The sequence below is a fragment of the Pseudomonas sp. B14-6 genome (assembly GCF_013260315.1).
GTDB lineage: Bacteria > Pseudomonadota > Gammaproteobacteria > Pseudomonadales > Pseudomonadaceae > Aquipseudomonas > Aquipseudomonas mandelii.
In genome coordinates, this window is the sequence record NZ_CP053929.1 from 2,202,774 (window position 1) to 2,218,003 (window position 15,230).

The 15,230-nt window shown below is 58.7% G+C and carries 11 protein-coding genes; 3 read left to right on the plus strand and 8 right to left on the minus strand.

What is annotated here, in order from left to right; all coding sequences use genetic code 11:
• Window positions 1-204: 204 nt before the first annotated feature.
• The 3 genes from HP062_RS10040 to HP062_RS10050 form a co-directional block, all read right to left on the minus strand.
• A complete protein-coding gene (locus HP062_RS10040; protein ID WP_172791358.1) occupies window positions 205-3,291 on the minus strand; it encodes an efflux RND transporter permease subunit in 3,087 nt (1,028 codons plus the stop codon).
• Window positions 3,288-4,409, minus strand: coding sequence for an efflux RND transporter periplasmic adaptor subunit (locus HP062_RS10045; RefSeq protein ID WP_083376273.1), 1,122 nt, complete (start codon window positions 4,407-4,409; stop codon window positions 3,288-3,290). The genes HP062_RS10040 and HP062_RS10045 overlap by 4 nt, the downstream gene beginning before the upstream one ends.
• A gap of 178 nt (window positions 4,410-4,587) precedes the next feature.
• On the minus strand, window positions 4,588-5,208 hold the full coding sequence (locus HP062_RS10050) for a TetR/AcrR family transcriptional regulator (RefSeq protein WP_010456071.1): 621 nt from the start codon (window positions 5,206-5,208) through the stop codon (window positions 4,588-4,590).
• Window positions 5,209-5,295: 87 nt separating this feature from the next.
• On the opposite strand from HP062_RS10050, the gene HP062_RS10055 reads away from it, so the two are divergent.
• Window positions 5,296-6,813, plus strand: coding sequence for an efflux transporter outer membrane subunit (locus tag HP062_RS10055; RefSeq protein WP_172791359.1), 1,518 nt, complete (start codon window positions 5,296-5,298; stop codon window positions 6,811-6,813).
• Between the two features lie 226 nt (window positions 6,814-7,039).
• On the opposite strand, the gene HP062_RS10060 is transcribed toward HP062_RS10055, so the two are convergent.
• Window positions 7,040-8,557 (minus strand): nucleobase:cation symporter-2 family protein, encoded by a 1,518-nt coding sequence (locus HP062_RS10060; RefSeq protein WP_010456075.1) that lies wholly within the window; start codon window positions 8,555-8,557, stop codon window positions 7,040-7,042.
• A gap of 255 nt (window positions 8,558-8,812) precedes the next feature.
• Between HP062_RS10060 and HP062_RS10065 the strand changes: the two genes are divergently transcribed.
• Both HP062_RS10065 and HP062_RS10070 read left to right on the plus strand, forming a co-directional pair.
• A complete protein-coding gene (locus HP062_RS10065; protein WP_010456077.1) occupies window positions 8,813-9,094 on the plus strand; it encodes a BrnT family toxin in 282 nt (93 codons plus the stop codon).
• A gap of 3 nt (window positions 9,095-9,097) precedes the next feature.
• Window positions 9,098-9,430 (plus strand): BrnA antitoxin family protein, encoded by a 333-nt coding sequence (locus HP062_RS10070; protein WP_010456079.1) that lies wholly within the window; start codon window positions 9,098-9,100, stop codon window positions 9,428-9,430.
• 93 nt (window positions 9,431-9,523) lie between these two features.
• On the opposite strand, the gene HP062_RS10075 is transcribed toward HP062_RS10070, so the two are convergent.
• The 4 genes from HP062_RS10075 to HP062_RS10090 all read right to left on the minus strand — a co-directional run bounded on the left by HP062_RS10075 (window position 9,524) and on the right by HP062_RS10090 (window position 15,163).
• On the minus strand, window positions 9,524-10,351 hold the full coding sequence (locus HP062_RS10075; protein WP_172791360.1) for an arylamine N-acetyltransferase: 828 nt from the start codon (window positions 10,349-10,351) through the stop codon (window positions 9,524-9,526).
• A gap of 111 nt (window positions 10,352-10,462) precedes the next feature.
• The gene (locus tag HP062_RS10080; RefSeq protein ID WP_010456084.1) at window positions 10,463-11,257 is read right to left on the minus strand and encodes an exodeoxyribonuclease III; all 795 of its coding nucleotides are present in this window, start codon (window positions 11,255-11,257) and stop codon (window positions 10,463-10,465) included.
• 97 nt (window positions 11,258-11,354) lie between these two features.
• Window positions 11,355-13,925: an EAL domain-containing protein gene (locus HP062_RS10085; protein WP_172791361.1), complete on the minus strand. Its 2,571-nt coding sequence runs from the start codon at window positions 13,923-13,925 to the stop codon at window positions 11,355-11,357.
• Window positions 13,926-14,599: 674 nt separating this feature from the next.
• Window positions 14,600-15,163 (minus strand): DUF1254 domain-containing protein, encoded by a 564-nt coding sequence (locus HP062_RS10090; RefSeq protein ID WP_172791362.1) that lies wholly within the window; start codon window positions 15,161-15,163, stop codon window positions 14,600-14,602.
• Between the last annotated feature and the right edge of the window lie 67 nt (window positions 15,164-15,230).

Sequence of the window (15,230 nt, forward strand, 5' to 3'; positions counted from 1 at the left end):
ACGGTCTGGCGAGCCCACAATCCGGCCATGCCTCAAACAACACCGCCTGCAATGACAGGCTCGAGATAGCCCGTCAAACACAGTTCTTCCCTGGAGCCAGTTGGCCGGAGCCACAAAGGGCGCAGCGGGATCAAACTGCTAAGTAATCTGGGCCAACGAGCTCATATCGATTTTCCTTTTTGAGACGATCCAGACACGCAGGTATCAAGCAACATGAGTGTTCGCTGCAAGCTCATGCGCGGGCTCAGGCTTGATCTTGAACCAGAGGGCGTACATCGCTGGCAGGAACACCAGGGTCAGCACGGTGCCAGCAAACGTACCGCCAATCAGGGTGTAGGCCAGCGTTCCCCAGAACACCGAATGGGTCAGCGGAATGAACGCCAGCATCGCCGCCAACGCCGTGAGAATCACTGGCCGTGCACGCTGCACAGTGGCTTCGACCACTGCGTCATAAGGCGACAGTCCGGCTTGCTTATTGGAGTGAATCTGGCCAATGAGGATCAGCGTGTTGCGCATCAGAATCCCTGACAAGGCAATCAATCCCACCAAGGCGTTGATCCCGAACGGCTGCTGGAACAGCAGCAGAATTGGCACCACACCAATCAGGCCCAAAGGGGCGGTGGCGAACACCATCATCATTGCCGACATTGAGCGCACCTGAATGATGATGGTCAGCAACATCAGCGCGATCATGATCGGGAACAACGGCAGCAATGCCTTGTTTGCTTTACCCGACTCCTCGATCGCGCCGGCAAACTCAATGCGGTAGCCCGCCGGCAGCTTTTCGATGATAGGTTCCAACTGCGTTATCAAGGCGTTGGAGACATCGGGAGGCTGAAGACCTTCAGCCACGTCACCGCGCACGGTTATTGTCGGCGTACGATCACGACGTCGCAGGATGGGCTCTTCCATGCGCACATCCACCGCCCCTACCTGGGACAGCGAAACGCGCTGGCCTTGGACGCCGTTCAGCGTGAAGGCGGCAATTTTCGATGGATCCAGACGCGTCTCACCAGCGGAGCGAGCGACCACCTGAACCGAACGAATGTCCTCACGCACCTCGGTGACAGGCACCCCCGTGAGCAGAAATTGCAGCTGTTGCGCGACATCGGTCGAGGTCAAGCCGAATGCTTGCAGGCGATCCTGATCCAGCGTGAGATGAAGTGCCGGCACGCGCTCGCCCAAGTCGGTGTTGACGGTTCTCATCATGGGGCTGGCGGTCATGACCTCACGCACCTGCGCGGCGATATCCCGCAACACTGCGGGGTCGGCGCCCATCACCCGAAAGGCCACCGGATACGGTGAGTAAGGACCAAATACCAACTGCGTCACCCGCACGCGGGCTTCAGGCGCCAAACCATCGGCCGTGGCTTGCCTGAGCCGAATCTTGAGCGCCTCACGCTCTTGCTGATTCGCCGTCAGGACGACGATTTTTGCGAAGGATGGATCGGGTAGCTCAGGGGCCATCGCCAAATAGAAGCGTGGCGCGCCCTGGCCAATGTAAGCGGTGACGATCTTGGCTTCCGGCTGCTGAGCCAACCACGCCTCGACCTTGGCCGCCGCGACATCAGTTTGTTCGATAGAGGTGCCGTAAGGCATCTGCACCTCAACCAGCACCTCAGGTCGGTCGGATGTTGGAAAGAACTGCTTCTTGACCACGCCCATGCCCAGAATCGCAACAACAAACAAGCCCACGACGGATGTCGCCACCAGGCCTTTGCGGCGGATCACACTGCCCAGAAGGCGCCTGAAACGCTGATAGTTCGGTGTACCGTAAATCGCCGTATGCCCGCCTTCAGGCACCTTGATCTGCGGCAGCAGTTTGACGCCCAGGTAAGGGGTAAACACCACGGCCACCACCCAGGAAGTGATCAGCGCAATGCCAACGATCCAGAACATGTTCGCGGTGTATTCACCAGCGGTCGACTTGGCAAAACCGTTGGGCATAAAGCCGATCGCCGTCACCAACGTCCCCGACAACATCGGCGCGGCCGTGTGGCTCCAGGCATAAGCGGAGGCCTTGATTCGGTCGTAGCCCTCTTCCATCTTCACCACCATCATTTCAATGGCAATGATTGCATCGTCCACCAGCAGCCCCAGCGCCAGAATCAACGAGCCCAGGGTAATTCGATCGAAGTCTTTGCCCGTGGCCGCCATGACAATGAACACGGCCGCCAGAGTCAGCGGCACCGCTGCGGCAACCACAACGCCGACACGCCAGCCCATGCTGAGAAAACACACCAGCAGCACCACGCCCAAGGCAGCAAAAAACTTCACCATGAACTCGTTGACGGATGCGCCAATATTCACCGCCTGATCCGTGACCTTGGTCAGGCTCATGCCCAAAGGCATCTGCTCATTGATCGCTGTTGCCTCAGCATCCAGCGACTTCCCCAAATCCAGGCCGTTCCAGCCATCGCGCATGACCACGCCGAGCAACAGTGCCGGCTCGCCGTTGTTGCGTACAAGGAATGTCGCGGGGTCCTCATAACCGCGCTTGACCTCAGCCACATCGGACAACTTGAGGGTTCTGCCCTGCACTGTCAGCGGGGTATCGCGAATCTTCTGCAGGTCATCAAACGCGCCATCCAGCCGGATGAAAATCTGGGGCCCCTTCGCTTCTACCGAACCGGCCGGCGTTATCATGTTTTGCGTATTCAGCGCACTGAAGATGTCTCGTGCAGAAATGCCCAGTGTCGCCAGACGCTCGTAGGACAGCTCGACAAAAACGCGCTCGGCCTGTTCACCGATGATGTTGACCTTCTTCACCCCCGCTACATGCAGCAAACGCTGGCGCAAGCTCTCGGCTTCGCGCACCAATAGACGTTGCGGCTCGCCCTTGGCCTTGAGCGCATAGAGCGCGAAGGTGACATCGGAATACTCATCGTTGACCATCGGGCCGATCACCCCAGACGGCAACCCCTTCTGCTCATCCAGAATTTTCTTGCGTGCCTGGTAAAACTCCTCCTGGACGGCTGAGGGCGGCGTGCTGTCGAGCAGGTACACCGTAGTGAATGCCAAACCGGGTCGGGTAAAGGTCTCGGTCCGATCGTACCAACGCAGCTCCTGCATGCGTTTTTCCAGCTTTTCTACCACCTGGTCTTGCATCTCCTGGGCCGTCGCCCCAGGCCAGGCAGTAACCACCGTCATTTGTTTAATGGTGAATGCGGGATCTTCCGCACGCCCCAGTTTGAAGAAGGCGTACAACCCACCCACAGAAATCAGCAGGATCAAAAACAGCGTGATTGAGCGCTCGCGTACGGCCAGCGCCGAAAGATTGAAGCCGCTCATCGACTTACCTCAACCACCGAATTTTGCGGAGCATCGGCGAGTTCAGTCCTGACCTTCTCTCCCTCGCTCAGCAAGTGAGCACCCAATGCGACAACACGATCACCCACCTGCAGATCACCCGTCACGCGCACGCTGGCCTCATTATTCAGGCCACGAACCTTGATCGGGCGCCATGCCACCTGCTCAGGTTCCCCGCCCACCACCCAGACCCCCGGGCCTTTACCGGCGTCGTAGAGGGCCCCCATGGGCACCTGTAATTCCTTGGCATCAGCAACATCCGTGTCAGCGATAACCACTGAGATCGTCGAACCCAGGGTGGCGTTGGAGAGCGCCCCCTCCAGCACATAACGCGCTTCAAACGTTCGGGTCTGTCGGTCGGCAGAGTCGGACAACTGGCGTAACCGCGCATTACCTGCAGTCTGGTGCTGGCCGTACAGCTCAACCCTCGCCGCCGAGCCCAGCGCAGGACGTAACGTCTCGGGCAACTGGATCACCGCCTCGCGCTGCCCTGAATGGGCAACGCGTACCACCACCTGCCCTGCGCCAACTACCTGCCCCGGCTCCGCCAAGGTATCCACTACCACCCCGTCAGCATCCGCCAGCAACGTCGAATAACCGGTCGCGTTTTTCGCCACATCAGCCTGGGCCTGGGCAGCGTTGAGTTGGGCTATCGCCGAGTCGGCAGCTGCTTTGAACCCTGCATAAGCTGAAGCAGATACCGCTCCGACGGACACCAGATCACGGTAGCGAAGCTCGTCATCGGAGGCCTGCCGAGCTCGGGCCATGGCGGCCAGTACCGCTTCCTTCTGTGCCCGCGCGGTCAGCGTCAGGTCGTTGGCATCGATTCGCATAAGGGGCTGCCCGCGCTTGACACTCTGTCCAGCATCCACCAAACGCTCCAAGACCTTCCCTGGCACCCGAAAACCGAGGTCGCTCTGAACTCGGGCCGCGACGATACCGGTGAATACCCGTGCCGCAGGCGCGGAGGGTTGAACCACGCCGATGCGCACCAAGGGCGTTTGAAGGCGAGGATCGGCAGGCGTGGCCTCGTTGCAGGCCGCTAGGGCAAACGGCAACAAGACAATGAAAATGGCTGACATGCGGTGGCGCTGGATCATAAAGACCTCTCGGTAGCGGATGCATCATGCTTATTCAAGTGACCATTTCTGTCAATAGTCACTACCGAGACGAATGAACATTCGCCCACTTGATCAGAGCAGAGCAAAGAGGCTCGATATCTAGTTTTTTCAGGCGCACACGCTGATACGGATGCGCAGCGCATCCGTCAGCAGAGGTTTAAGGCATCAGGCTGCGCAGAACAAGATTGGAGATGAGAGAAGGGGCTTCTTCAACAAAATCGAGGTTGTACTGCAATAGCAGAGGATTCATGAAAGGCCGCAGAGCGAGATGAATCGACTCTACCGTCTCGTCCAGCGGAGTCTTGCGTTCAAACTCGCCGAGCTCTCGCCCCTCACGCACGATTTGCAACACGAAGCTCTTAATCTGAGCGTCATAGACTTGTGAGCTGGGCCATCGCTCCGACGCGGAGAACGCTGCGATGTCGTAGAGTTTACGGTCGTTAAAGAACAGGCTCACACCTGTAGCGATTAAGGTTTTGACCAGGCGCCGAAAACGTTCAGTCGGGGAGATGCCGTCTACATTGATGGCTTGCTCCACTGCCGCAACGATTTCAGTCAGGCAATTTGTACAGATTGCTTCACCAATCGCCTGCTTGGATTCAAAGAATTTGTAGATGTAAGCCTTGGAAAAGCCGATGGCCTTGGCTAGGTCAGAAACCGTTGTTTTGCCATAACCGTATTGACTGAAATGTTCGTTGGCCGCCGCAACAATCTGGTCTCGAATGTCGTGATCGGCTGGGCCACGGGCGCTGGGCGAAGAAACTGATGGCTGATTCATGCGAGCAGCTTACTCATCCCAAAGGTGGTTGACAACTTGTGACCAAATTGTAATATCGTCACAAATCGACCCTTTCGCAGGCATCGCATGCACCCTCCTCCTCGTTTCGCCGTCTTACTGTGTTTGGGTATGGTTGCAGGTTGCTCAGTGGGCCCCGACTACTCAGAACCCCGCGTGGAATTGCCCGAGCATTTCTCGGCGCAAACGTCCAAGGCACGGCAAGTGGACGCTGCAAATGCCGATCTCGCCGCTTGGTGGAATGCATTTAATGACCCGATACTCAGTCAACTGATAAATCGAGCACTTGAACAGAACCTCGATTTAGCCCAGGCAAACGCAAGGATCGAGCAGGCTCGCGCCGGTTTGGGCGCAGCTAACGCGGCCCTCCTGCCGTCGGCTACCGTCAATGGTCAGGCGGCCCGAGCCCGTCAGTCTTTGGAGACGCCGTTGGGCCAAGTGCTGAATTCAGCCCCTTCCTATAATCGCTACGGCAGCGCCTATGAGGCGAACTTGAATGCCGGCTGGGAGCTGGATGTGTTTGGCGGGCTGCGCCGAGGTAAAGAAGCGGCTTTCGCCGATTATCAGGCCTCGCAAGCCGGAGCAATTGCCACACGCCTGGCAGTGGTCGCGCAAACAGCCGACCTTTACATCAGCATCCGTGGCCTGCAAGCACGTCTGGAAATTGCCCGGCAGCAAGTAGACACACGACAACAACTGCTCACCACCATCGAACATCTCTACGCAAAAGGCCTGGCGGCTGAACTGCAGTTGAACCAGACCCAGGGCGCGCTGAACCAAGCGCAGGCCACCGTGCCGGTACTGCAAGCAGGCATTGACACGGCAATGAATGCGCTGGATGTCATGTTGGGCAAGGCGCCCGGCACTTACAGTGCGCAGTTGACTAAGCTGGCGCCCATCCCTGAGGTGCCAAGCCTCTCGGACATGGGCGCTCCAGCCGACCTGCTGCGTCGGCGTCCAGACTTGATCGTCGCGGAGCGCCGTCTTGCGGCATCCAGCGCGCGCATCGGCGAAGCCATGTCCGAGTACTACCCCAAACTGTCTGTGGCTGCGCTGCTCGGCAGTGCTACATCGGTATCCAGCGCAAACCTGTTCAGCAACGGCGCCAGTCAGGCTTCGGCGGCACTGGGATTACGCTGGCGGCTGTTCGATTTTGGCCGCATCAACGCCCAGATTGATTTGGCAAAGGGCCAGGAAGCCGAAGCCTTGGCCGCTTACCGCCAGTCCGTTCTGCGGGCCTGCGAAGATGTGGAAAGCGCTGTTTCGGCACGGATCAAACGCGAGCAACAATCGACCCAGCTCGCCCAAGGCGAGTCGGCGTATGCGAAAGCCAGAGCGACATCGTTTGCCGCCTATGAAAAAGGCGTGGTCAGCTTGATCGAAGTGCTGGATGCCGATGAACATCTCCTAGCGGCATCTGATGGCAGAGCCCAGGCACAAACTGAATCGGCTCGCGCTGCAGTGGCCACGTTCAAAGCCTTGGGTGGCGGTTGGCAGCGAGATGATTCAGATGCTCGCGTTGTCTCAAAAAGAGCGGAAACTCGAATGTTTTTTCCTGATCCAGGGATATCGAAAGAACTCCAATAAAATACGGGCTGGATTAGGATAATCGTAGGGATATATCTACTAAAAAGCAGAATAATTTCATTGTAGAACAAATGCTTATTTTTCTGTTCGAGTCCAGGTCGTGAGCCAGACAGCAATATCGAAAAGCCCCTGAATCGAAAGGTTCAGGGGCTTTTTTGTGGCCGCTGGAAAAGCAAAAGGCCGATCTGTCTATTCAACAGATCGGCCTGGTTAGCAGGTGCCGCCGTCAGACATGCTCACTGCTTTTAGCATGAGCCGCTCGATGCTCGCTCGATTCATGGGCCGCTTCCACCACCGGAATCTCGTTCCCGTCGCAGTCACGCAGTTTACCTTCGCTGAAGTAATCCCCTTCACGCAACGCTGCCAGATCCTGATATCGAAGAACCCGCTCGGTACCGGCCGCGAACACCGATTGCTGATCCGAGTTACCGGCAGTGAGGTGGTTGAAGGCCAGGTTGAGCACGATGGCCATGATCGCCGAGGAGCTGATGCCCGAGTGGAAGATGGTCGCGAACCAACTTGGGAAGTGGTCGTAGAAATTCGGCGCGGCGATCGGGATCATGCCGAAGCCGATGGAGGTGGCGACGATAATCAGATTGACGTTGTTGCGGTAATCAACCTTGGACAGCGTGCGAATGCCACTGGCCGCCACGGTGCCGAACAGCACGATGCCAGCGCCACCCAGTACCGAGGTCGGTACTGCGGCGATGACCCGGCCCATGAACGGCAGCAGACCGAGTATCACCAGGAACAAGCCGCCGGTGGCGACCACGAAACGACTCTTGATGCCGGTCACGGCCACCAGCCCGACGTTCTGGGCGAAGGCGCTTTGGGTGAAGGAGCCGAAGATCGGCGCGATCATGCTCGACAGCATGTCGGCGCGCAGGCCGTTGCCCAGGCGTTTGGAGTCGACCTTGGTGTCGATGATTTCACCGACAGCAAGGATGTCCGCCGAGGTTTCCACCAGGGTCACCATGACCACGATGCACATCGACAGGATCGCGGCAAAATGGAAGGTTGGCATGCCGAAGTGGAACGGGGTCGGGAAGCCGAACATCGGGCCTTGCGTGACCGACGAGAAGTCCGCCATGCCAAGGAACACCGCGAGGATCGTGCCGATGACCATCGCCAGCAGGATCGACAAACGGGAGATGGTCGCGCTGCCAATCTTGCTCAGCAGCAGCACCAACACCAGCGTCACCGCCGCCAGACCGATGTTGGCCATGCTGCCGAAATCCGGGGCATGGCTATTGCCGCCCATGGCCCAGCGTGCAGCCACCGGCATGAGCGTCAAGCCGATGGTGGTGATCACGATGCCCGTCACCAGCGGCGGGAAGAACTTGGTGATTCGCGAGAACACCGGCGTGATCAGTAATCCGATCAACGAAGCGGCAATTACCGCCCCGAGAATTGACTGAAAGCCGCCCTCCCCGCCGCTGCTGACAATCGCCACCATCGTCGCGACACCGGAGAAGGACACGCCCTGTACCAGCGGCAACTGACACCCGAAAAACGGTAAACCGAGGGTCTGCAGCAATGTCGCCAAGCCCCCCGCAAACAATGAAGCAGCAATCAACAAACCGATGTCCGCCGGCGAAAGCCCGGCCGCCTGGCCGATGATCAAAGGCACCGCGACGATGCCGCCGTACATGGTCAGAACATGTTGCAGGCCGTAAGCCATATTCGCGCCGACCCCGAGGTTTTCGTCCTCAGGCCGTTGGTGTGAAACATGGGGCGTTTTCATGGTTGGGGGGTTCCCTGGTTTTTTGTTATGCGCACACTGTATGCAAGAGTCAGGACAAATGTCTATAGAGTTGTATACAACTCACCAGTCAGATAATGGACACATGTCCATGTCGCCCTTTAGCTGCGCGCCTTTCCCCTCCAAAAATCTTGAAATACATCCTTCATCTGCCTGCTCCCCTGCCCGCTAGTCTTTTGCATTCCAAGCGACCTCCGGCACGGACGCCCCCTCGCTTATACATATAAAGTATGCATAATAAAGTCATTCGAAATTCAGTATCACAAGGCAAAAAACGCAGCCAACAAATTAAAGCATCGCGGCATCAGCCTCGCCGAAACAGAACCGGTGTTTTACGACGAACGAGCACTGACGATTCGGGACAACCATCACGATGAACAACGGTGGATCGTCATGGGCATGGATGCCAAAGCTCGCTTGCTGGTCGTTGCGTACACCTATCGCGATCCGAATTTCGTACGAATCATTTCCGCGCGCCTCGCCAGCAAAAACGAGCGCCGTCGTTATTTGGAGAATTGAACGATGAAAGACGAATACGACTTCAGCAACGCCAAGCGTGGAGCAGTTGCCTCCAGCAAAGGCAAAACCCGAATTACCATCATGCTCGATGATGTCGTCATCGAAGCAGCACGCGCCATGGCGGAGAGCGAGGGGTATGGCTACCAAACAGTGATCAACAACACGCTGCGCCAGGCGCTGCTCAACACCAAGGAAAAAACCACCGCGCACGATCAGTACGCCACGGTGGCGAATGGCGGGCATTTCAGAGAAGGCGTTACTGCATCTGAACTGAAGAGCCTGGAGAAAAAACTCTCAGAGGTCTTGAGCGAGATCCATCGTGTGATTGAGCCTTGAGGGTGTGCCGTTTCAAGACCCAAGGGGGAACGGAGCCTGCCCCACGCAAAGAAAAAGGGCAGATGTTTTGAATCTGCCCTCTCGGGACGATGGCTATGTCACCTGAATCAACCGCCCAAGCACCTGCCGCAACCCCGCATGCTCCGGCACGCGAATCCCGAACTCCCCCTCCAGCAACCCGATCAACTCCTCCACATCTGCAACCTGCCGCCGTTCGCTCTCGGCGCCCACCCGATGAATCGCAAAACTGCCGTTGTTCAACGTGCGCCTCCAGCCATCCCCGGTGCGCGCGACCAACAGTTGCTTGGTAAACGACGATTCCGGATGGGTCGAGACGTACCAGTTACCGAGGACGTAGTCGATGTCTTCCTGGCGTTGCAGATCGAAAATGTACATCGGCCGCCACTCGCCGCCGACGTTGGCGCGCAGGGTGTAGCCGTCTGCATGGCGCTCGATGCGATACGGTTCGTGGGGCGTGAGTTGTGCCGCATCGTTGTCGAGCAGGAGCGGTGCGGTCGGCACCATGCCGCCGAAGCCGACGTCGGCGATGTAGCGCACGCCGTCCAGCGTGACCAGGCTCAAGCGGTGCGTGCGGGCAGTCCAGACACCTTCGGGCTGACCCATGACGACTCGGCCGGTAATGCCGCATGCGTCAAAACCCAACTCCTGAAGCAAGGCTAGAAACGCGTAGTTGAGCTCGTAGCAGTAACCGCCGCGCCCCTCATGCAGGATTTTCCGCTCGATGGATGGCAGGTCGATGCGTACCGGCTCGCCGGACAGCGTGGTGAGGTTTTCAAACGGGAAGGCCCCGGTGTGGCGCAACTGGAGTTGGCGCAAGGTGTCCAGGGTCGGCGCCGGGGGCGCGTCGAAACCCAGGCGCTGCAGGTATGCCGCACGGTTCGTCAGGCGTGGTTCGCTCATTGCTCGGTCCTTATGCAGGGGCCGCGGATCTCTCCGCCGATGGGCGCCATGTATAAGGGAAAAAGCAGTTCGACTGACAATTGATTTAGCCAATCGCCCACCCTCTGAACATCAACGCTGTTTGCGCGAACTCAAGCGAATCCACGTCGGCGCATGGTCGCTGGCGTGCGGTTCGTTGCGCACCCAGGCATCGACCCCGGCCTCGTGCAGATAGGGGCTCAGCGCCGGGTTAAGTAGCAAGTGATCGATGCGCAACCCCGAGTTCTTCTGCCAGTGCTGGCGGAAATAATCCCAGAAGGTGTAGAGCCGATCCTCCGGGTACAGATGACGCAGGGAATCGGTCCAGCCCTGATCCAGCAAACGCTGGTAACACTCGCGACTTTCCGGTTGCAGCAACGCGTCCTTGAGCCACGAGCGCGGGTTGTAGATGTCCAGGTCGGTGGGCACCACGTTGTAGTCGCCGGCCAGCACCACCGGATGCTCGCTGCTTTGCAGGTCCTTGGCATAGGCGATCAGCCGTTCGAACCACGCCAGTTTGTAGTCGAACTTCGGCCCGGGTTGCGGATTGCCGTTGGGCAAATACAGGCAGCCCACCAGAATCCCGTGCACCGCAGCTTCCAGGTAGCGACTGTGCGTGTCGGTGTCATCTCCCGGCAGACCGCGCCGACTCTCCAAAGGCTGCGCATCACGGGCCAGAATCGCCACCCCGTTCCACGACGACTGGCCTTGCCAGATAGCGCCGTAGCCAATGGCCTCAAGCTCGGCGGCCGGGAATGCGCTGTCGACCGACTTGAGCTCCTGCAAACAGGCAATGTCCGGTTTTTCTCGCTCAAGCCAGGCCAGCAAATTCGGCAGCCGGGCACGCATGCCGTTGACGTTGAAAGTGGCAATTTTCAGGTTTTTCATAGGCCGGGGCTCGCAACGGATGGACGATATCCAGTTGTGACCGGAGTGCGCCATGGCAGTTGCGACGACAACTGAAGCAGGCGACTAAAGGTCCCCCTCACAAAGGATGCTCGTCACGCGATGCCTTGAGCAATGGCAGCAGCGCCTGGTTTTCCATCGGCCGGCTGAGGTAGAAACCCTGCACCTCATGGCACTCGTCCGAGATAAGGAAGTCCAGTTGTTCCAGGGTCTCGACGCCCTCTGCGGTCACCGTCAGCCCCATGGCCTTGCCCAGGTTGATGATCGCCTGCACCACCGCACGGTCGTTACCGGTGCCGCTCATGGACGAGATGAAGCGCTTGTCGATCTTGATCCCGTCGAACGGATACGTGCGCAGATAACCCAGCGATGAATAACCAGTGCCGAAGTCGTCCATGTTCAGTCGCACACCCAGCTCCTTCAGCGAGTTCATGGTCGCGAGCGCGCCGTCGACATCGTTGAGCATCACATTTTCGGTGATCTCCAGCTCCAGTCGACTGGCCGGCAAACGACTCTGGATCAACGCCTCCCTGACATCCTCCACCACGTCACTGCGAACAAACTGCACGGGCGACAGGTTGACCGATACCATCAGCTCACCCGGCCAGGTCAGTGCCGTCTCGCACGCCTCACGTAAAACCCAGCGCCCCAAGGGCACGATCAGATCGGTCTGTTCGGCCAATGGAATAAACGAGTCGGGCCCCAGCAACCCCTGCACAGGATGCTGCCAGCGCAGCAACGCTTCGACCGAGACGATCTGCTTGCCATCGACGTGATAACGAGGCTGATAGTGCATCACGAACTCATTGTTCTTGATCGCCTGACGCAGGTCGTTTTCGAGTTTGCGGCGATGCTGGATCTGGTCATTCATGTGCGGCGCAAAGTAGCACCAGGTTTTCTTGCCGTCGGATTTGGCCTGATACAGCGCGATGTCGGCACATCGAATCAACTCCTCCGGCATGTGCCCCTGACGCCGGCTCAAGGCGATACCGATGCTCGCACCGATGTGCAGCGCGTGATGGTCATAGTGGATCGGCTGGTGCAGGCTCTGGAGGATACGTTCGCATATGCGGTCGATTTCCGTGTGGATGTCCATGCCATTGAGTACCAGCACAAACTCGTCGCCGCCCAGTCGGGCGACCAGGTCAATGTCCCGTGTGCACTCACGCAAACGGGTAGCCACCTCCAGCAACACCGCATCGCCGGCCGGGTGGCCGAGGGAATCATTGATCGGCTTGAAGTTGTCCAGGTCGATCATCAACAACGTCAGCGGCGCCGAATGCTCCTTCAGCACCAAAGCGTCTTCGAGGTAGCGCGCCAGCTTGTTGCGATTGGGCAGGCCAGTCAGCGCGTCGTGCAACGACAGATGCTGGATCTGCGCATGGGCGGCGACTTCATCGGTGATGTCACTGGCCGTGCCGCGGTAACCCACCACCGCGCCTTTGCTGAGGATCGGTCGCGCCGATACCCGACTGATCCGTTGCTGCCCCGACTGTTCGCGATAGGAGCAACGCAGGTGGCTGACGCTGTGCTCTTCGTCGAGCTTGTTCAGCCACAGCGACAAGGGCGTAGTGTCGCAATACAACAACTGCTCGATGCCCTGCCCCAGCCATTGCTGATCGGAAAACCCGGTGACGGCGCCAAAACGCCCCGACAGATACGTGATGCGATGCTGGTCATCGATTTCCCATATCCAGTCAGACGCGGCCTCGGCCACTGCACGAAAACGTTCTTCACTGGCCTCCAGCGCCTGGTTCGACAAATCGAGTTTGATGTAACTGGCATCCACGTGCCCGGACGTGCGCAACACATAACGAAAGAAGTAAGCCGTCAACAACGCGAGAATCAACAGCGCGCCGCCCAGTGGCGGCAGCAGTGACCAAAGCAGCTGATGGCCTGGCTGCTCGAGCTGCGAGACCAAACTATAATCGGTGCCCGTGAGTCCGACCGCAGGCTGACCGGGAGCGAGGGTGTTGTCAGGTGCGAGGCTCAAGTCATGCAAACCATAGTCGGCACTCAAGGCGCTGAGCTTCTCCGAACTCAATTGATCGACGAACACCAGCACCGACGTGCTTTGGGGATCGACCGCCGGCCTTTCGTCATTGGGCACGATCGCCGCCGCCGTCAATAGCGCGGGCTGCCCCTCGAAGAGCGTGAACCGGCTGATGGGGGCAAGCAGGCTTTCCTGGCCCTGCACCTCCTCGATCAGTGCTGCCATCGCTATCGACAGCCAGGCCGCCGCGTCGCCCTGGACCTGAAGGCCGCGCACCACGGCGTATTTGGTTCGCTGAGGGTCGACCACAAAAACGCCGTCGTAATGATCCAGGGTGAACAGGGTTTTGCCCATGTTCTGCTCAACGTAAGCCCACTGCGCGTCAACTTCGCCATTCAAATGATCGTAGGCCGTGGTCCAGTTTGCATAACTGGCAACGTAGTTTTTCGAGGCTGAGATGCGGTTTTCCAGCGCGCGCTGGGTGTAGAACGTGGTCTTGGCCAAGTCCTGGGCATCGAGCCGGCCGGCAATGTTGAACAACGCAACCAGAGCAATCAGCACCCCCAATACAAATACCAGCCCGACAGACCAGACCAGGTTCCGTGTGATCGGTGTATGGCGCGCTGGTGCGGCGGCGGTCGTGGCGGTCAATTCCATGCATGGGATCCTGTCAATCGATTGCCTGCGTCCATTGACCATAGCAGCCAGGATCCAACATCGCGCCACGACTATTGCCAATCGGCAGCCGCTACCTTGGGAGGGCGCGCGTCACCCTCCCCGCCCACCCCTTCAAGTCTAAACAGACAAGTGAGCCTGCTCCGAACCCGAGAGGCAACGCACCATCGACCATTCGTCATCCCGCCAACACCCATCGCCCGGGCAGTCACACCATCAGAGGTAACAACTCATCTTGGGAGACGTGCACTGATGAACATCAACATCACCACCCTGTTGTTGACCAGTTTGCTGGCAGCAACAGGCACCACTTACGCAGCCTCCGGCGATCACACCGACGCGACCGAGACCGGTTCCTGGTATCGCGGCGGCTCAATCATGACCCCCAACAACTATCCAGACCAACCCTCTGGGCGATATACCCCTGAGCGGGGCACAGGCGGAAACGGATCGTCCAGAGAGGGCAATGGTGGAAATGCCGGTGCCAGCGGCTCGGGTGCAGGCGGCGGCACGGGAGCTGCTGGTGGGGGAACCGGCGGTGCGGGAGGCGGGACTGGCAGCTGGACACGTAGAAGCAGCCAATGAGGTGAAATCGTCGGCAGCTTTCTATTGAGTGCACTTAACGTAACAGCCCTGAACGCCGAGGGTATCGGCGCTCATCGACCCGCCGTGACCACTGGAGCATGGATAGCGACCGGCTCGGCTTTTTTACCAATCTGCGACAACGGCGTCACGGTGTAGCCCGCCTGAATCCTGTTCACCGTCGCATAGTCAACCGCCCCGCCGACGTCGGTGCGACCGACGACCCAGACAAAGGGCGTGGACGCCGGCAAATGATTCAGCCCGGCCGGCACCGTTCCTGTCCATCCCGGTGGCGTCACCAGAAACTCACCGGCCTGTGTGCCCGTCGCATACCCACCCGGCGAGACGAGAACATCGCTCCACATGTCGAGCATCGGCAACACGTATAAACGCCCGGCGGTGTCCGGCGCGGTAATCACGAGCGGCTCCTGGGTCAAATCGAGCCAGGCAATGGAATACAACGTGTCGACGTTCGACTGCACCACCTCTTTGAAATCTTCGGATGGGTACTGCGGCACAGTCACAAAGGCGTTGGCTTCTTGCGGCGTGACTTTCGATTGAGCCTGGCTGACCTGCGGCCAAACAATGGAAACTGCGAGGGTTAAAGCAACGGCTGTCAATGCTCGAGTTATCAACATTTTGGCGATCGTCCGTGCTGTGGGGAGCCCCGCCGGGTTCGGCAGGGCTACCGGAACTCTAGACGAT

What these genes read in the sequence shown, in the direction of transcription:
- HP062_RS10050 (WP_010456071.1), bottom strand. Translation starts at nt 5,208, where the DNA reads ATGAATCAGCCATCAGTTTCTTCGCCCAGCGCCCGTGGCCCAGCCGAT.
- HP062_RS10070 (WP_010456079.1), top strand. Translation starts at nt 9,098, where the DNA reads ATGAAAGACGAATACGACTTCAGCAACGCCAAGCGTGGAGCAGTTGCC.
- HP062_RS10060 (WP_010456075.1), bottom strand. Translation starts at nt 8,557, where the DNA reads ATGAAAACGCCCCATGTTTCACACCAACGGCCTGAGGACGAAAACCTC.
- HP062_RS10040 (WP_172791358.1), bottom strand. Translation starts at nt 3,291, where the DNA reads ATGAGCGGCTTCAATCTTTCGGCGCTGGCCGTACGCGAGCGCTCAATC.
- HP062_RS10080 (WP_010456084.1), bottom strand. Translation starts at nt 11,257, where the DNA reads ATGAAAAACCTGAAAATTGCCACTTTCAACGTCAACGGCATGCGTGCC.
- HP062_RS10045 (WP_083376273.1), bottom strand. Translation starts at nt 4,409, where the DNA reads ATGATCCAGCGCCACCGCATGTCAGCCATTTTCATTGTCTTGTTGCCG.
- HP062_RS10055 (WP_172791359.1), top strand. Translation starts at nt 5,296, where the DNA reads ATGCACCCTCCTCCTCGTTTCGCCGTCTTACTGTGTTTGGGTATGGTT.
- HP062_RS10090 (WP_172791362.1), bottom strand. Translation starts at nt 15,163, where the DNA reads ATGTTGATAACTCGAGCATTGACAGCCGTTGCTTTAACCCTCGCAGTT.
- HP062_RS10075 (WP_172791360.1), bottom strand. Translation starts at nt 10,351, where the DNA reads ATGAGCGAACCACGCCTGACGAACCGTGCGGCATACCTGCAGCGCCTG.
- HP062_RS10085 (WP_172791361.1), bottom strand. Translation starts at nt 13,925, where the DNA reads ATGGAATTGACCGCCACGACCGCCGCCGCACCAGCGCGCCATACACCG.